Source organism: Sphingobium sp. CCH11-B1 (genome assembly GCF_001556865.1).
Taxonomy (GTDB): domain Bacteria; phylum Pseudomonadota; class Alphaproteobacteria; order Sphingomonadales; family Sphingomonadaceae; genus Sphingobium.
The window spans coordinates 84830-104294 of record NZ_LSJY01000169.1 but is presented as its reverse complement, the minus strand read 5'-3'; the positions used below and the strand labels follow the sequence as shown (position 1 = coordinate 104294).

At 60.1% G+C, this 19465-nt stretch carries 8 protein-coding genes (1 of these 8 only partly in view); 3 read left to right on the top strand and 5 right to left on the bottom strand.

What is annotated here, in order from left to right; all coding sequences use genetic code 11:
* Positions 1 to 24: 24 nt before the first annotated feature.
* From AX724_RS17110 to AX724_RS17090, 5 genes are all read right to left on the bottom strand, one after another.
* The gene (locus AX724_RS17110; protein ID WP_156448137.1) at positions 25 to 3294 is read right to left on the bottom strand and encodes a hypothetical protein; all 3270 of its coding nucleotides are present in this window, start codon (positions 3292 to 3294) and stop codon (positions 25 to 27) included.
* The gene (locus AX724_RS17105) at positions 3291 to 5246 is read right to left on the bottom strand and encodes a trypsin-like serine peptidase (protein WP_066768663.1); all 1956 of its coding nucleotides are present in this window, start codon (positions 5244 to 5246) and stop codon (positions 3291 to 3293) included. The genes AX724_RS17110 and AX724_RS17105 overlap by 4 nt, the downstream gene beginning before the upstream one ends.
* Positions 5239 to 6447, bottom strand: a complete 1209-nt coding sequence (locus AX724_RS24195; RefSeq protein WP_066768661.1) for a trypsin-like serine peptidase — start codon at positions 6445 to 6447, stop codon at positions 5239 to 5241. The genes AX724_RS17105 and AX724_RS24195 overlap by 8 nt, the downstream gene beginning before the upstream one ends.
* A 12-nt stretch (positions 6448 to 6459) precedes the next feature.
* Positions 6460 to 7251, bottom strand: a complete 792-nt coding sequence (locus AX724_RS17095) for a gasdermin (protein ID WP_066768659.1) — start codon at positions 7249 to 7251, stop codon at positions 6460 to 6462.
* Positions 7252 to 7446: 195 nt separating this feature from the next.
* Complete coding sequence (locus AX724_RS17090) at positions 7447 to 8046, bottom strand: toxin-activating lysine-acyltransferase (RefSeq protein ID WP_197421618.1); 600 nt, start codon at positions 8044 to 8046, stop codon at positions 7447 to 7449.
* 341 nt (positions 8047 to 8387) lie between these two features.
* Here AX724_RS17090 and AX724_RS17085 point away from each other — a divergent pair, with 341 nt between their 5' ends.
* The 3 genes from AX724_RS17085 to AX724_RS24590 all read left to right on the top strand — a co-directional run.
* On the top strand, positions 8388 to 9386 hold the full coding sequence (locus AX724_RS17085; RefSeq protein ID WP_156448136.1) for a hypothetical protein: 999 nt from the start codon (positions 8388 to 8390) through the stop codon (positions 9384 to 9386).
* Complete coding sequence (locus AX724_RS17080) at positions 9383 to 9865, top strand: hypothetical protein (RefSeq protein ID WP_156448135.1); 483 nt, start codon at positions 9383 to 9385, stop codon at positions 9863 to 9865. Before AX724_RS17085 ends, AX724_RS17080 begins: the two co-directional genes overlap by 4 nt.
* An 827-nt stretch (positions 9866 to 10692) precedes the next feature.
* Positions 10693 to 19465, top strand: the 5' end (the start) of a protein-coding gene (locus AX724_RS24590; RefSeq protein ID WP_231736734.1) for a tandem-95 repeat protein. 22289 nt of this gene lie beyond the right edge of the window; only the first 8773 of its 31062 coding nucleotides appear in the window; its start codon is at positions 10693 to 10695; the stop codon falls past the right edge of the window.

Genomic DNA, 19465 nt, shown 5'->3' with positions numbered 1-19465 from the left:
ATGTGTCTGCCCTTCTTCTCCCGCCTATGCGGATAGAGATGATTCGTTTCTCCAGTCGCTGCCGCCGCCCAAGGCTTCGTCCCATGCGAGGTAGGAACTCGCGACACGTGCGACGCTGGCGCCAGTGACATCGCTGGACGCCAGCGTCTCGGCCAGATCGGCGCACAGTCCGGGCAGAAGACGAGAGCGGTCGGCATAGCTGATGAAGGCGCTGAGCCAGGCGCGCGGATTAGCGCGTAGCCTTTCGTGGAAAGTCTCGGGTTCGAGTTCGGCGGGGCGAATGGTCATCCCTATCGTCGCCCTTTCAAGAATGGGACGGAGCCTCTCCGTCCCCCCTTCGGCGATCACGCGCGCCATCCCTTCGCGCAAGGGACGAAGAAACTCAGCCGTCATGCCGCGAAGCAGCAGCGTCCCCGCCGATATATCGCGGCCGTTCCAGTCGATCTCGATCGCCTCGCGCAGCTTCATAAACTGCTGGCTCACCATCGCGATCGGCTGACCATGCAAGTCGTCTATCTGGCGCTGCACCCAACTGAGGGCATCGACCGACGCGACGGCACGCGTGCGGCGAACCCGCGCCAGCCAGTCCCGCTGCGTCACGGCGAACTGACCGATCGCGAGTTCCGCGTTCAAGGGCTGTCGCCGGACCAGGTAAATCCGCCCCTCGCCTTCATTCCCCCTAACTCCGCCCATCATACGAGGAGACATGAGCCTCTCGTCACAGAAGGCCTCGGCAACCGCCAGCAGTGGCGGCAAGGTCGCGAGCCCCGGCCCCGTGAGATAATTGCAAACGGTCTGAAGCAGATCGATATGCGTCCGTTCCAGCTTGCCGGTGTCGCGCTGGAGGGCGAAGCGCGTGATCCAGTAGATGCGTTCGATATTGGCGTTGACCGAGCGTGGCGAAAGCTTGCTCGAGAGGTCCTCGACGACCGCCGATATGGCGATATCCTCACAATCCCACTCGCCAAGATCGGCCACCGCCTGAATCACGAAAGTCGGCGGCGCGCCTGGCTCACGCGTCGGCCGCTCGCGATACATGGCCAGCGCTTCAGCCGCACGGTCATCGCCGACCAGCAGTTCTCCCTGCCCCGGCTTGCCTTCGCGCCCTTCGAGATGAAAGCGCCAGTCGCGATCGTCCAACCGCCTATCGCTCGGTATGGCCTCAAACTGCGAGGAGATCGCCTCCGCCTTCGCACCGCCAGTTGCGTCCCCCCTTCCAACGGCAATGACGGGCGGCGCTCGCCCGAAGCGTTCGCGCACGGCGCTGAACTGGCGCGAGAGCAGCAGGGCATCGATCTCGGAGGCGACCTCCTCTTCCAAGGCTTCGGAAAACTGGTCGAGCAGTCCGCGCAAAATCTTCAAGCTCTTGTCGCCGCGCGGGAGTTTTGCAGGGCCCCCAAGTGCCCTTTGATGATAATAGGTGAGCGCCCGATCCAGCGGATCGCGCCGACGCTCATGATAGGTGAGGAGCGCCTTGTGTGCCCGGTTATGCAGCTTGCGATCGTCATCAACCGCCTGGACCAAAGTCATTACAAAACGCCGAAGGTCACGATTGAACGTGAACCGCTTTCCATCCAGCGAGGCCCGGCCAAGCCACGCCGTCCGCTCGATACCTGCAAATACCCTGCGCGGTTTGCGCCTTCCCGTTGCTTGGAGAGCTGCCCCGTCCCCCCCTTTCACCTGATCATCGACCAATGGGATGATCACCGTTCCCAGCATGGCCGATGTAAGGATCGGACTGGCCATCGCGGCGATTACATAAGGACGGACCATAGGGTCGGACACATGTGCGATCACGCGCCGCAACAGGTAGATGCGCGCGCTATGTGAATCGACCTGCGCTTGGCCGTGAACTGCATGAATATCCTGGACGAGCCGGGCGTCACCATCCCGCAGCGCATCGGCGGTGATGCGCAAAAGAAGGGGATTGCCTGGGACTGCGTCGGCCGCCGCCTGGCGCAACTTCTCGTCGTCGACACCGCAATTGGCAAGCAGTTCGGCCGCTTCGGAAGGGACAAGCTCGGGAAGGAAGATCGGTGGATCGAACTGGGCACCCATGCGCTCTAGTCGGGCAAAGAGGGACAATTCTCCAACCGGCAGGCTGTCTCCTCCGGGCGGTGGATCGCGCCCCGCGATGATCAGCCTGATATCGTGGGCTTGAGCTTCGGTGGCGAGAAAATTCAGCCAGTCGGCAATCCCGGCAGCGGCCCGGCTATCGCCTTCCATCACCAATTCCGCTGTATCGAGCACCAGCACCAAGGGGCCATGCAAGCTATCGGGCGACAGCAGGCCGAATAGAATCGAGCCCTGGTCGGACACGCTTTCCGAGATCTGACGCTGTCCGCCAAGCGAGCGTCGCCTACGTTGCCCGGACGACCATCCGGCAAGCGGGGTCCAACCGGCATAATCCGGCAACCGCAGCGCCGACGCTGCGCCGCGCAATTGCGGTAGAAAATCGGAAACCCGGGCACGTATCTGCGAGAGGTTACTTGCCAGTTGTTCGAACAGCGCCAGGTTGAGCGTGATCATGCGCGAGGGGTCGATGCCTGGTTCGTCGAAATCGATCCGCGCGATCGCGGCGCCGCCGGCCCTCTCTTGGAGCTTGCGTTGCAGATAGGCGAGCAAGGTGGTCTTGCCCCCGCCCCCCGCCGCCTGGACATAGATGGCTCGAAGTCGCGCGTCCTCGCCGGGCAGGACGAACCGTTCGAGAATGGCAAGGGCATCCCTATGGGCTTTGCCTACCAACTGCTGTGCCGTCATGCGTTCAAGATCGGCGGCAAGGACCTTGCCGGCGAGAGCCGCCCCAATCTCGTCCTTGTCGAAAGGCAGTCGCCAGCGATCCCCAAGCCAGTCCCGAACATTGGCAAGTGCCCGCAGTGCCTTATCCGACAAGGCGGCAAGATCGACGGGCTTGTCGTCCAACGCCAGGCGAAACGCGCTCAGGATCACATCTTGCCCATCGGAACCAAGATGCGGAGCCAGGGCACGGACGACTTCATCTCCGAACGCCGTTGCAATCGCTTGGCGTCGAGGTTCGACTTGCATGAACCACTGTCCCGACCGCGTCGCTGCGGTGGTCTCGACCTCTCCCGCAAGCGCAGCGAGCATGTCGCCGCCACCACCTCCCGCCAGATTGCGCACAAGGTTGGTCGGTGTCACCCATCCCCGGACGGCAAGGCAAAGCCGTGCGAAGGGAAGATCATCGCCGTAATGCCGGGTAGTTGGACCTGCAGCTTCCCGGGGCGCCGCGAACACGGCCTGGAGATTGACGTTCGCGGACGCTTTCATCTTCATGCCCATAGTCCCGCCTCCAGTGTCATGGCGGCCAGCGCGAAAAAGCTCGTTCGCAGCGCAGCATTGCCAGGAGGTGCATAGGGATAAGGTCCCAGGATCGGCGCAAGGCGCTGGCGAAGGTCCGACGTTCTGAGCTTTACACCACGCGCGTCGGCTAACGCACCCACATAGGCCTCAAATTCGTCAGGCGTTACATGCGTGAGCCAGATCGGTACGGCCCGTATGTCTTCTGTCGCAGGATTGTCGAGCAACAGATCGTGAAGCACAGTCTGTTCGTCCGGCGTAAGGCCGATCAGCACCAGCCTCACGGCTTCCTCGGCAAGCAGGCGCGTGATGAATTCCTGCCAACTGGAGCCTATCAGGCGGTCTGGTCCTCCATCCGGACCGAAGTCGATGACGAGCGTGCGCGGCCCCGTGCTATATTGCCCGCCTCCACGCAGTTGTGCGATCAGATCGTTCGCATCGTTATAGCGAAAATTGGCGGCGCCGGTACGGCTGGGTGAGGGAGTTGCGTCACTCCCTGCGGGAACGGCTTCACGCGGCGAAAAGGCCGCGACCTGGGTCGGACTGATCTCGATATAGTCGAGGCCCGACGGATCGAGCCGCGCTTTGAGGATCTGCTTGCAGAAGCTGGCGCCCGCGCCGCGCTCCCCGCTCACGAAGCACAGCCGCTCGCGCGGCATTGCGCGGCGAATCCACTCTTCGAAGCGATCGCGCGTAAACCAGGGATGGAAAGCAGGAAGCCCCGCGGACAGCGACGGATCGGCAGCGCCCAGCACCGCGCGGACGGCAGCTTCCCAGTTTGCCGAGAACGCCGGATCGGCAAGCCGCTGGCCGACACGATAGAGCTCACCGACCAGTTCGGCATCCTCGAACTCGACACCTTGCACAACGATCCGCGATAGCATCGGATCGCGGCCGGCGGCACTTTTCTGATGTTCCCGAATGGCGGCTATGCTGATGCCACGGTTGAAAGGCCTGTTCTCGCCTTCGACCGGTAAAGTGACGCTCCCCTCATGGATACCGGCCAGTTTCCCGAGGTCGTTTATGCAACATGCCCCCGACATGCCTTGAACGGCGTTCGCCTTATGGAGCCAGCGCCCTCCGCCCGCATTGGCATTGACCACCACGTCGATGTCGACGACGCCCGCCTTGCCGCCGGGATACCCTGTCGTCCAACATCTGCGTTCAGCATCTACGCCAGCCGGCGGGTCTACGGCGACCGGTTTGATATGCTCGACACGCTGCGCCAGTCTGATGAGGGCATAGTCGAGCGTGGGTTCGGGCGGTGAAGCAAGGCTGAGATTGAGCAGGTTCGGCCATCGTCCCCAGGGCTTCGATGACGCTACCAGAGCATCCTTCACTGCCGCGCGCACCTGGACGCGATCAGGCGTTGCTGCGCCGTCGCGGGGACTGAAACTGAAGATCAGGTCGTCGAAAATCCGATTGGACCATGTTCGCGCGTCGTCGTTTCCCTCACAGTCGAGAACGACATGTGCGGCGGTGAGCACCATGTCCGGGCGCACCAGGAAAGCGGTTCCCCGGGGACCTTGTGGCCCCATGACCATTGCGCATGCGCTATAGGCGTCATAGACGGCCAGCAACGACCTGGGATCAAGAAAGCCCGTAGCGTGGTTGATGATCGCCTGCATGATGCCGCCGCCGCTCGTCAGCGGCAGCATGGCGGCGACGTCCGCAGCGGGGCGCCCGTTGTCCACTTCCCATTTCCCGACGACATCGGCGAGCCGGTCGAGGAAGCCGATCGCACTCGCCTCCAGACAGGCGAAGCGGATCGGGTCCGCCCCACCGCCCGCGACCAGTTCCTCCCAGGACCGAGCGCTGCCACGCGGATAGGTGGATTTGTAGCAAATCTTGAAAACGTCGGGCGGCAGCGTCGTCCATCCCGCGAGATAGACGGCCGGATCGAAAGGCTGGTCGTCCCCGTCAGCCAAAGGGCACCCCCAGCGGCTCCAGAGCCGCCTGCGCTCTGGCGAAAGACAAGGCGTAATTGGACTCCACGGTCTCGCCGCCAAAATGCAGGGCAAAGCCTGGGGCGCCGTCATCGAGCCAAGCCACCACCAATGCGCCCGACGCGCCGCCGAACGTCGTCGCATCATGACTGATCGCCCGCTTGCCTGTGTCCAGCGGATGGGTGCCAAGCCCGTGACGGAAACGGCCCGGCGCCAACCGCTTTACCCCGAACCGCCTGCCGAACAGCTCTGCGATCACAAAATTCCAGTCGACCTTGTCGCCTTTGTTCTTGGCCGGCTCGCCTGGAAAACCGATGAGCGCCATCGAGGAGATTTCGCCTGTCGCATATTGCGCGCTCGGGCTGAGCGGCCTGACCGCATCGGGCAAGGTTACCCCATCATCGAGCGGCTCAAGCCGGCAAACGGCGGCGTCGATCCCGCCAAAGACCGCGCCCGCGCCCTCAGGCAGGCGAACCTCCGCGATCCTGAAACGCCGCGTGTCGAGAACGCCCGACTCCGCGGCGAAATCGATCTCGAAATCACCCTCGACGACGAGACGTCCGCCATCGTCGTGCATGGCGATGCCGTGCAAGGTGCGCGCCTGCTCGATGACATGGAAGTTGGTGATAACCAACCGCTCGGCTCGATCGACCAGGGTGCCGCTTCCGATATAGTAACTGGCATTGCCACCGGCCGGCTGGATGCGCCCGACAGCCTTCGCCACTCTCTCGACCGCGTCGCGCGACGCGACGAGGGATCCTTCCCATTCCCCAACGAACGGGTCGTCCATAGCGACACGCCCACCCGACAGCAGGAAGCTCGGGCGGCTTCCGTCGGCGATGATGATCGCCTCCATCGCGCAGAGTTCGTCAGGTCCAAGCGAGAAATCGCGGGATTTGATCTTCTGCAATGCCGGTTCAGCATGTGCGAGCAACAGGTCCAGTGCCCGTTTGCGCGCCGGTTCGACGGCGGCGCACGGGCCGGTGCCCGGAGGCACCGCATCGCCGCCGCCCGATCCCCCGGACAATGCCTCCAACTGTGCCGTCACCCGATCGAGAATAACGTTGGAATCGGAGGGCACGCCCGCGCCCTCCGCCATCGACAGACATTCGGCCCGTGGGCCGTCGGTCGTCTCGCTCGCCGCGAGAATCCCTGCGAGAAGCTTTGCCCGTTGTTCGTGCATGCGAGCCTCCCCTCAAGCGGACAAGAGGAGATCACTGTCCGCGGCGAGCGGTGCTTCCCCCATACCCTCGGCAATCACCCCGCCGCCATCCACGAGCTTCATCAACCTGTAGACGCCTTTGTCAAAGATCAACCGAACGGCCTGGAAGGCGAATACCAGCGGGATTTTGCCCTCGAATTTGACAGTGGTGCTGCCTGTGCCGGCCGAAGAGACTTTAAGATTGCCGCCGACTGCGTTAGAGAGCACGGGCACGTCGATGCCGACCGCGTTCTTCTTCTCGTCGGTCGCCGCAGCGCTGAGTGTCGTCGCTTTCAATGTGCTGGTGACGACATAGACCTGGTCGGCGTCGAGCATCTGCGCTGCCGCCTTCGCATAAGGGCTGACCTTTGCGCCGGCGAGGAACTGATCTATAAGCGCGAGCTCGGCTGCATTCTCCAGGGTGCCACCATATTCCATCTCGATCTTGGCAGCTTTCGCGTAAAAAAGGCTGAGCCCGAGCGTCGATCCGCCCAGAGCTGAAATCAGACCGCCCAAGATATTGAGCCCCACGCCGATGTCTAGCGATGCGGTCTTCGTGATTGCGATATTGGGCCCTGGCCGGTCGGCGCTGATCGCTGGGATCGCGGGGCCATCGCTTGCGGGCACGAACACTGAGGTCAAATCACCGAGGCGTTTCAACCGCTTGTTGCTAGAGACAAGAAGCTGGGTCGGATGCAAATCGACCCGCGGAAGCTGCACGACATTATAACCAATGGACTTCAGCGCGCTCAGCGCCGGGTCCTTGCAGTTCGGCAATATTCCCATAAATACCTCCCAAGTGGACATGCTGGCATGTGATACCGGCCATGTGCTGATGCGACCCGGGAGACCCTGTTCTTCTATCTTGTCATCAATTCGATCGATCTACTATAGAATTCTCGTCTTCGACTTCCATCTCCCGTCCCAAGGGGTGAGCCGGACGGGCAGGCCTCCCGCCCGCCCGGCTCTGGGGGAAAGCAATCAATTGACGGTCGCGTTTTCCGGCACAGACGGGGATGCGGGATGCGAGATCTTCTCGGCGCCCATCCTCTGCAGCGTGTCGGCATCGACCAAGCGCGTGACGATGGGATGCAGACGTAGGCTCCCCTCCTTCACGACCTGCTTGAAATTGGCGATCACATTCGCCGTAGTTCGTTGATCGGGTGCCACGACATCGAGCAGCCAGTTGATGTCGCCGGAATTCCAGTCTTCGGCCTTGAGGCGCACTGGGAACGTCCCGGCCTGGATCTGTTCGCGGATGCGCCCATCAGCCTCTTTGCTAACGCTTGCCCAGATTGCGAGCCCCGCCATGTCTGCGAGCGGCCCGGTCTTCTCGCCACCCGGATAGGCGATCGCCACACGGTCGCGCATCATCGGCTCAAGCACGAGGTGCTGGAGGTCGGCAAGCGTCTGGTTGCGGTAGCGCGGCAACATCATAAGCGCCATGACGGCCTTACCGAAGCTCTCGCGGATATGCGTGCGCACGGCCGAAATCTTTGCCGCAATTTCCGGGTCGATGCCGGTCGATGGTGCCGACGCTTCTCCTGCTTCGAGCTGCGATTCGTTCAACTTCTTCGCCACTATAATCCCTCCTTCGATGCTTTCCCTGCCGCGCGGGCGATGTGCAAACATTACAGAAATATGGATTTCTTGCCAATAATCGTCAAATAATCGCCGTCAATAACGATGCGCTATTAGATCAAACCGTGAATTTACGAGATACATTCAATTTGGATGTAGTTTTTTCTTAACATCTCTCATGATTATTTCTTATATGATCCAATGTTACATAAATATTTAAGGACACGAACCAGATTTCATAATGATTAATTAGGCATTGCTGCGTTTCGTCAAAGCAGATTTCTATTGCATACTTACAGGCTTGTGGCATCTAGGCAAGGGCGAAAGGGGTATGCGGGGGCATGATCACAGATATTGGAGGAACAGCAAGCTCGCGCGGACTCCGGCTCCTATGCCGTGGGGCGACAGCTTTCCGATACGGTCGCCCCTCAACGATTTTCAAGGCGCTTTTCCACGCTAACGATATGGTACCCCGCTATGTGGGCGACTCTGGTAGCGGGGCGGGGCAATCTGTCTCTGCCATCAATGTCAAGGGTTTCCGCAATGTTGCTGACCTCTTGGGCAGTGTCCGTGGAATTACTGAGACGGAACTGTTTGACCCGATTCCTTACGCCATCGCCATATGGCAATCGGTGATCTCCGACGAACTGATCTCCAATGCCGCCGCGACGTCCCGCTTTTCCAATTCGCTGGCGTGGGTCGTCGGCGGCGATCCGCTGACCATCGATCTTGATGGCGACGGCATCGAAACCATCAGCCTGGACAATAGCACCGCTTATTTCGATGTCGATGGCGACCTGTTCGCTGAACGCACCGGGTGGGTGAAGGACGGCGATGGGTTCCCCATCCTCGACGCTAACGGCAATGGCCGCGTCGATGGCATCGGCGAGATGTTCGGCAGCCGCGAAGGCAGTGGGTTCGCGGAACTGGCGCTGTATGACTGCAATGGCGACGGCGCCATCACGGCCGCAGACCTGATCTGGTCCAGCCTGCAGATGTGGCAAGACCGCGACCGCGATGCCATCACCGATGCGAGCGAGATCAAGAGCCTCGCCCAGCTCGGCGTCGTGTCGATCAATCTGTCCGCGACGGCTCTTGGGGTGATGACACCTCAGAATGCGCATCTCGTTTCCATCAGCACCTTCACGTTCGATACCGGCCGGACCAGCCGTGTTTTCGAGGCGCTGTTTACCGCCAACGATACGGACACCAAATTTGCAGGCGAAGCCGACTTTGCCCCCTGGCAATCTAATTCCACGCTCAATGCCAAGGGCTTCGGCTCCATCACCGACCTCGCCATCGCGGTTAACGACGACTTTTCCATGGAGTGTGCGGCATGAGTGCAAGTGAATTTCAGATGCCGCGCAAATTCACCTTTGATGAATTCTATGAGATGTTGAAGGAATATGTAAGCAATCCTCGCGCGCAAGAAGCACTTGCCGTTTACGATTCCGAATACGTGGCGGGTCGCGGCAATCTCCTGGACAATTCTCAATGCTCTGAGGTCGCTCACGAAGCATATGGAAACTTCAAAGCCATCGGCTGGTCGATTTTAGCTCGGCATGGATGGCCAACCTATGCCCAGATCATAAAATCCTCAGAACACGACGCCGAGCTGCGTCATAAGGTTGAATCTGCAGGCACGACTTTCATCAACGTTGCTCGGCGATTGATACGAAATGAGCCTGATGGATGGGGATGGCCTTTCCAAGATGAAGATTTCCACATTGGCGATCCCGACAGCGTCCTCAAATTATTGAGAATGTGGAGCGCAATCCATCCAAATAACTTGCCTTATGTATTAGTGGGAGACGAATAATGGCGGGCGAGTTTATTGTTCTCGATACTAATGCCATTCAGAACCTGTATGCGGGCGGAGGTGCTGCTGCATGGGATCAACTTCTGACCGGGGGCAAGAAAGTTGTTCTGTCGTCGGTCATTAATGCCGAAATGCGCGGAGCCCCCGCGGATATCGTAGAAGCATTCGATACTTGGAGATTATCGAAGGGCATTCCCTTGGTAAATTTCGAAATCGAAGGTATCAGGTTTCCGGATGATCACCCGCGCGTTGGACAATTGAGACCAGACGCAGGAGACAATGTTCTCCGTGCGCTCATGGATCATCAAAACAATCCCGTCGCAGCAGCCGCGCTCCAAAATGCGGGTATCGACACGAACGGAAGTTTACGACTCTTAACTGACGATGCAGATTTCCTGCGGAAAGTTTGGAACGAAACCGGCAGTTTCAGCAACGACGGCCTGAAAGCAAAGGGCCATGGGACTGAACCGTATCGTGGAACAGCCGAGTTCATGGCAGAGCGATACTCCGTCGGTGATATCGACAAGGCAGGCTTCAGAGCTTGGTTGGACGGCTTCAAAGCATCAGGTCGCGAGCTATCCGATGGTTTAAACGATGGAACGGGCGGCAAGCGGTTCAAGTTGCAGGCGCAATTTGACATGCTTCATGGCAATCCGGATATTCTGGACGGAGGAATCCTCGACGACCTTCGTGATCTACGTCGGCGCCTGTTGTTGGATTCAGCGGGATCTGTCTCGCCTTCTTTCGCCCTTAAAGGCGGAATCCTTGCGGGTGCTGGGTATGTTCTTGCCAAGTTTGGGATTATCGGGGACGTATTGGCGTTTTCGATGGTTGCATCGACTGCGGATGAGCTACGCAAGACAGGCGATGCCGAAAACATTAAGAAGGCAAACAAGCTCTGGGTATCCTATTTCTTCGAGACGGCGGGGGGACTCGCTGGCGCTGCAGTTGGGGGCTACGTCGCTGTAGCGACTTTGAAGGGCTTTGGCGGATTCTGGGGACCGCTGGTTGGCGCGGTGGCGGGGAGTGTTGCCGGATCGTATGCCGGATCGGAGCTCGGTGAATATATCTATGATCAGTATCCGGATATCTTCGACGAACTGATCAATGGCGTATATGATGGCTTTGACGTCAGCGTGGCTCTTGGTGACGGTATCGATATCGATGGTTATGCTACCCAGCTCTTCAAGAAACTCGGTTTCACGATTGACCCGAATGACACCAGCGACGGCGAAGATTGGGTACTCGGTACTAAGTGGGCAAACGCCGCAGGCGGCAACGGTGACGACTTCCTTGTCGGCTGGAAGCCCGAATACCTCGAAGCGGGAAAGACGTTCGACGAAAATGTGAAGGCTCAAGCAGCAGCCGCTTGGGCAGCATACGATGCTCTGGTGGCATTGGGCCAGGCCCCCGAACCACCAACGCTCGAACGTACTGCAGGGGTTGCCCAGACCAACCTACAGATGATCCTTAACGGCGGTGCTGGCAATGATTGGGTGATTTCGATCCTTGGCGAGGGCGCGATCACTGCGGGCGGTCTTGGCCGTGACTGGATTTTCAACACTTCGCGGAACGGCGAGATCTATGGCGACACGATAGACGGGCTCGACCCGGAAACGGGCCTCGCCGTCGAGGACAACGCCGCCAACTCTGACAATATCTGGTTCTTTGCCGACACAACGCTGATGGACGCGCAGCATCATGACGTGCTGAAATATTTCGGCATCCCCATGACCGGAGGCGACGCCAATGGCGGCCTCGCGGGCCTTGCGATCATGAACGGCTTGCTCGGTAGCGCAACCGGCATGGCCAACATCACGCGCTACATGACAGGGCAAGCGAGCGACTGGACCGGTGAGGTCTATGTCGATCACATCCAGCCATGGATTCTCTACACCTTCCAGCATGACGAGGATGGCAACCTCGACATGTATGTGACGAATGCATTCGAGCAGATCTTCCGTGGCATGATGGCCGCCACGGGCAATGAGGCGGGCTCGTCGGAAGGCATCCACAAAGGCTGGATGAAGATCGAGAATGTCGACGTCGTCGGTTCACGCCTCGGCGCGCTGCAAGGCGAGCTGGCTGGCCAGGGCGACCTCAATATGGTGTTCCGCGCGGTCAATCCGCTGCAGGCACTACTGCCCCTACTCAATCTCGTTCCCGGCGCCATTGGCGCGGCACTTTATTATTCGGTATTTGCAGACTCGCTCCTATCGACGGTGGCGGCGACCCAGCGTTTCACCAAGGCGCTCAAATGGGCCGACGGAATGGACCCGCTCATCATCGACCTCGACGGCGATGGCATCGAGACGACCAGTCTCAGCGACAGCAAAGCCTATTTCGATGTCGATGGCGACCTGTTTGCCGAACGTACCGGTTGGCTCAAGGGTGACGATGGTTTCCTTGTCCTCGATAGCAATGGTAACGCCCGTATCGACGGTATCGGCGAGATGTTCGGTAGCCGCGCAGGCGGTGGCTTTGCCGAATTGTCCCAATATGACAGCAATGGCGACGGCAAGATCACGGCTTCCGATCTGATCTGGTCGAGCCTCCAGGTCTGGCAAGACCGCAATCGCGACGGCGTAACCGATACTGGCGAGCTAAAGTCTCTTGATCAGCTCGGTATCATTTCGATCAACCTCTCTTCGACCGCTCTTGGCGTGACGACGCCGCAAAACGCCCATCTGGTTTCAAGCAGTACGGTCACATTCAACAACGGCCGGACCAGCAACATCTTCGAAGCGCTGTTCACCGCCAACGAAGTCGACACCAAATTTGCCGGTGAAGCCGGCCTCGCGCCCTGGCAGTCCAGCTCCGAGCTTAATGCGAAGGGCTTCGGCTCTATCACCGATCTCGCCGTAGCGGCCGCCAACGACGTAGGCTTTGCTGAACTGGCGCAGGATCGTGCCGCGGCGATGACCACGCCCAAGATGAAGGACCTTGTCGCCAAGGTCGGCGATGTCTTGGGCGATTGGGGCATGACGCTCGAAACCAGCCAGGAGCTGGTGGCCGTCAAGCTCGGCAGCGATGGCGCCTTCGTCGACCGTGCAGTCTATGCCGAGGATGCGACCGGTGGCTACTGGACGCTCGAATCTGGGAATCCGGTTCTCGACGCGCAAGGTGCGACGATCGCACGCCCGACGCTGGAACAAGTGCTCGACCAAGGCTCCGGCTGGAGGCTCGAGCAAGCCTGGTCACCTTCCTCGCGTGAGAGCGCCCTCGCCTTCCGCGACGAAGCACCATATCTCATGAGCCAGGTGAATGGCCGTGCGGTCATTCTCGACTATGGCATCAAGCAGACCGACGGAAGCTGGGCGCTCGCATCCAATCCGTCTGTCTCCTACGCTTCCATCGACGCTATCTTCGCCCTCCCCCACGCGATCGGGACCGAATGGCGCCGAGAGGACATCCAGTTCAATCCGCTCGCAAACCTTCCTGTCGAGAAGATCGGCGTCAATTTCATCAACGGCGTCGCCGTCGACTATACGGTCCAGATCACCGACAATGACGGCAGCTTCTATGTCTGGGCGCGCAATCTCGATCGGGCGCTTCAGCTTCAAGCCAAGTCGGGCAACGCGTTCGAATTCAACCTGCGTAACTACCAGATCGATTTCGAGACCCTCGATGAAGTCGGTTCGACCGACGACAGCGTCTATCGCGTGGAGCTGCTGACACCGCAGCAGTTCCATTTCGCGACCAGCCTCGGCGGCGTCGATTTCCGCCCCGAAATGCTGTCCGCCACTTACAATAATGTGACCGGTCAACTCAGCTACAGCGTGAACGGCGTCGAAGGCGCGGGGCGTTACGTCAATCAGGTGGACGCCAACGGCAACCCCGTCCTGGTAACCTATTCCGATGGGACGACCGCACCGGCGACCAGCTATCAGAGCGACGTCAAAACGATGATCGCCATGCTCCAGCCGGTGATGGAGCAATATGTCATCACGTCGCGTCGTCTGGCGGTGCGCCTCGCCCTGCAAGGGGGCCTCAAGCCCTTTGCCCAAGGTCTGTCCTATGATGCATCGCGCGATGTGTTCGTCACGACCACCGATCGCCAGATGGCGCCGATGTTCGAGGCCATCTTCGCGGCAGCACCAGCATCAAACGCAAATGACGCAGTTCTCGACTATCTGACCGACTGGAACGAGATCCTCTGGCAGATCTATCCGGACTTTGCGCCGGATGACACCGGCGGCGTCCTTGAGGCGAAGGTGGGCGTCGATCAGGCCTACATCATGCAGATGCTGATCCAGGCGTACGAGAATGTGGGCGTGGACCTTGATATCCGCGGCGTCGCCCATGCGCTCTCGGTCGATGAGACCCGCATCATCACCCACGCGAGCGGCGACACGCTCGTCGAAGGCACGAACGGCACCGACTATTTCTACATGACCACCGGCGACCAGACGCTGCGTGGCGGCATGAGCTCGGATTATTACTTCGTTGGCAAGAATAGCGGCGATGACGTCATCTTCGATCAGGATCTGGGCGGAAATGACGAACTGCGCTTCACCGATCTCGATTCCGGCGATGTGATCGCCATTCGGGATGGCGAAGATCTTATCCTTCAAATCCGCGGGCAGACGAATTTCGTTCGGTTGACCGATCAGTTCCTGGGCGAACTCAATCCCTATCTGTCCAACGGTAAGCAGTTCCAGTCCGGCGTCGAGCAGATCGTCTTCTCCGACGGTGTCATCTGGGATCGCTTCCGCATGGCCGTGGAAGTAGCCGATCCCCGCGATACAGGCGACGTCTACGCGGGTTCCGGCTCGGGCGACGTGCTCTGGGGCGGCAAGGGCAATGACGTTCTCACCGGTGGCCTGGGCGGCGACATCTACATCTTCGCGCGCGGCGACGGCCAGGATGTCATCAGCGAACGCGGTGGTTTCTCGTTCGGCCCGATCAAGGCAGGCATCGACTTCCTCAAATTCACCGGCGATATCAGTGCCAGCGATCTGCGGCTGACGCGCAGCGGCACGGATACGACGCTGCATATCACTCTGCTCGACAAGCAGGGCAACCCGACCAGCGACACGATCGAGATCGAGGATTATTTCGGTGGGTTGTCGCTTGGCCTAGGCTTGTTTTCCGAGGTGTTCGGCAGCAGCGACGGGCTCGACTATGTGTCACCCAACCAGGTCGAACGCTTCATTTTTGACGACGGCACGAGCCTTGAATTCACCCAGGTTGCCGAGCGGGTCCTCGCAAACGCGAAGACCGCAGGCGATGACGCGATCTACGGCTTCCTCAACGACAACACACTCGACGGCGGGGCTGGCGATGATTATCTCCAGGGCGGCCGCGGCGACGACACATATATTTTCGGCCGCAACTATGGTCATGACGTCATCGAGGATAACGGCCCTAAATATGGCCTGTTCGATCCGCCGTCGAAGGACGTCCTGAAGTTCGTCGACGACATTCGCTGGACCGACCTCGATTATCTGCGCACCGGCAAGAGCGACACGCTGACATTGCGCGTTTCCGGCACCGATGATCAGGTGACCATGGTCGATTTCCTCGAGGAAATCATCTTCCTCGGTTATGTGAATGCGCTCGAGACAATCGCGTTCGCGGACGGGACCGAGTGGAGCTACCTTCAACTCCTCCAGCATTTCGTGGACGTCGGCCAGACTGGCGGAAACGATATCATATACGGGTTCGAGGGCATTGCCGACATCTTCTACGTTGGCGCCGGCAACGATCGCCTGGAAGGCCTGTCGGGTAACGATATTTATTATTTCGCTCAAGGGAGCGGCAATGACACGATCTTCGATGAGGAAGGTGCGGACCGGCTCATCTTCGCAAACCTCAATTTCTCCGACGTCGCCATCACGCGTACGGCGCTCGACCTTGTCTTCACGATCAAAGCAACCGGCGAGCGGCTGATCGTCGAAGGCCAGTATATCCGCGAGGGCCTTCAGCACGCAGCGGTCGAACTGTTCGTCTTTGGCGATCGCCTGGTTTCTTTCACTGATCTCAACCCGGAGGACATTGCGCTCGACCGCTTCACCGGCGGCGCGACAAGCGGCGCAGATACCCTCACTGGTTCGGACTTCGGCGAAATCATCGATGGTCGGGGCGGCGACGACGAACTGATCGGTGCCGACGGCGGCGACACATATATTTTCGATGTAGGCTACGGCAACGACGTCATCGTAGACCGCCGCACCCGCGCGCACTGGAGCGATCGCGACGGCATATCCGTTCCGGTCGACGACACCGTCGAGTTCGCCGCCGACATCCGTTATCAGACGGACCGGAACGTCGTCTTCACCAAGTCGGGCGATGATCTCCTTATCACCATCACCGGTCGCCCTGATAGTTCCCTGCGCATCCGCAACCAGTTCCGCAGCATCGATGACACCATTGAAATCTTCCGCTTCGACGACGGCACCGTACTCAGCGCGGGCGATATCGAGCAGGAACTGCAGATCGAGGGCGGCAATCGCGGAGACAATATCATCGAGGTCAGCGACCTCCTTATCGACGTTCCCAACACGCTCGACGGTCGCCAGGGCGACGATACGCTGAAAGGCGGCAACGCCGGCGACACCTACGCCTTCACCGCAGGCTATGATTTCGACACGATCGTCGAAAAGCAGGATCGGCCCGGCGCGATCGACCGTATCGTCTTTGGCGCCTCGGTACATCTGGAAGACCTGATCGTCACGCGCGACGGCAGCGACATGATCATCGATCTGGGCAATGGCGCCGACGTCCTGCGGATCGTCGGTGGCCTGGGTACCACCAGCATCGAGGAATATCATTTCGCGGACGGCGCCGTACTGACCCGCGACGCCATCATCGAGCGCATGCTCACCGGCGGCGCAGGTGATGACAGCATCGTTGGCTTCGACGGTCGGGCCGACGTGATGTCCGGAGGCGCAGGCTCTGACCTGCTCGCCGGTGGCACCGGCAACGACATCTATAAGTTCGGCATCGGCGATGGATATGACGCCGTCACCGACACGGGCGGCATCGACCAGATCGTCTTCGGCCCCGGTGTGACCAGAAACGAAGTGACGTTCAGCAACGTCAATGGCGATCTGCTCATCTCGCTGGCAACCGATACCGATCGTCTCGTGATCCTGGGCGGCTATAAGAACGCCCCCGTCGAATCCTTCGTCTTTGCCGACGGCGAGACGCTTACGCTCACGCAAGTGCGCAGCTTGATTCTGGCTGGCAGCGACTCCAGCGGTCAGGATATTATCGACCTGCGCGAGCTCGATGTCACCGATGCCGTTGAACCCGGGCGCGGCAATGACCGCGTGCTGCTGGCAAATGGGGGCACAGTCACGATCAACGCTGGAGACGGCGTCGACCGGATAGAAATGCCTGCGGGCGTCAACGCAGCCACCATCAACTTTGCCGATTATGGTGCGGCCGACGCACTTATCCGTCCGCTTGCACAAGGTAGCAACGACATTGCTATCCTGTTCTCCACCGGCGACCAGGTCATTCTCGTCGATGGTATGGGGGGTGGCGCCCTGCCCTCGCTCCTCTTCGCGGACGGTCAGTTGCTCGATGGCGCTGCAATCGTGCAGCGCCTGGTCACCGATCAGGCGAGCAGCGGCGACGACGTAATTCTTGGCTCGAACCGGGCCGAAACGCTCAACGGCGGCCATGGTGCCGACTATCTCGCCGGTGGCGGAGGGAACGACACCTATATCTTCACGCGCGGCGACGGTGCCGACGTCATCGAGGACAGCAACGGCTCGGACGATGTTTTGCGGATCAAGGGCTATGCCGCCGCCGACATGCGGGTCACCTTCACGCCCGATTTCCGCGAGACCGAGATTTCGTTCGGTGACGGTACCGATCGCATTACCCTACGCCACGCGTCTTCGACCAACTATACGATCGACCGCATTATCTTCGACGACGGGGCGAGCTTTACACTGGCCCAGCTCGAAGCTCTCTGGCGCGGCCAGGGCACCGACAATGATGATAATCTGGTCGGTACCAACCTGAGCGCTGGCGAAGTCTTTACGGGCGGCAAGGGCAACGACATCATCGCCGGCAACGGCGGCGCTGACGTCATCCGCTTCAGCCGCGGCGACGGCCAGGACCGCATCCAGAGCACTACAGGTTGGGATGGCCTCGCGGTCATCGAGTTCGGCTCGGGTATTACTCTTGGCGACATCACCGCGCGCCGCGACGCTTCCGGCAACATCATATTGCTGATCGCTGGCAGCGACGATCGCCTCACTCTAGTCGATCCAATCGGACGCGTTGACGGGATCATCGCGTCGATCAAATTCGCCGACGGGACGAGCGTAAAGCTTTCGACGCTTGCAGCGTCCATCCCGGGCACCGATGGCGACGACCATATCATCGTCCCGGCCGATGCTGCCAATAACGGCTCGGACATCTATGGCGGTGACGGCAACGACTATATCGAAACCGGCAACGGCAACGACATCCTGACCGGCGGCAGAGGCGATGACCGTCTCGAGGGCAACCGCGGCAGCGACACCTATTATTTCGGGCGCGGGGACGGACAGGATCGCATTCTCGATGCGAACGTCGACAATGATGGCGGTATCGACACGCTGCGCTTTGGCCCCGGCATCACCCCCGACGACATCATTTTCCTGGGCGTCGAGAACGGCGCGATCCGTCTCACCATCGCTGGATCTTCCGATCGCCTGACCATCGAGGGGATGGGCAACAACGAGAACAACTATATCGATCGCGTCGACAACGTGATCGAGCAGTTTGTTTTCGCGGATGGCACTATCTGGGATGCGGCCGAGATTTTCGCTCGTGCAACCCAAGGCACCGAGGGCAATGATCGCATTGAATTCGGTGTCTGGTTCGAACGCACGCTGACCATCAGCGGCGGCAAGGGCGACGACACGCTCATCACCGGCAATGGTGACGCGACCTTCGTCTTTGATCGCGGCGATGGCCGCGACACCATCGAGGTCCCCAACCCGTGGAACTCAGTCGACACTCTGCGGTTCGGCGCCGGCATCACCGCCGCTGACATAGCCCTCACTGTCAAGGGCGACGATCTTGTCATCCGCCTGCGCGGTAGTGAGGATGATCGTGTCACAATCAAAGGCGGCGGCAGCATCTACGGCGAAGATATCGATCAGATCCAATTCGCTGACGGAACGCTCTGGGATTATACGACCCTTCGAAGTCACATCGTTTCCGAGGCCGCAGCACAGGCGATCCTTTATCCCGAGCGCGACACCAGTCCCTTCGGTTCGGTCATCTTCGACGGCGGCACCGAGGAACCCGGCGGCGGCGGCGAAGAGCCCGGTGGCGAGGAGCCTGGTGGAGAGGAACCCGGCGGGACGTCGGGCGATACGATCGTCGGAACAGATGGCAGCGACAATCTGACAGGCACGGCCGGAGACGACGAAATCCTCGGCAAAGCCGGGGCTGACTCTCTATCGGGTGGCGATGGCGACGACCATCTGGTCGGCGATGCGCCCGCTGATCTGGGTGCAAGCGGCTGGATCGCCGTCCAGGCCGAGCTGCAAAGCTATTTCGGCGTTCAGACTAACGCGCTGCTCAATGGCCTGGGTGGAACCGCGGGATTTGGCGAGGAGGCTCTGGCGGCCGGGAATGATGATGAACTTG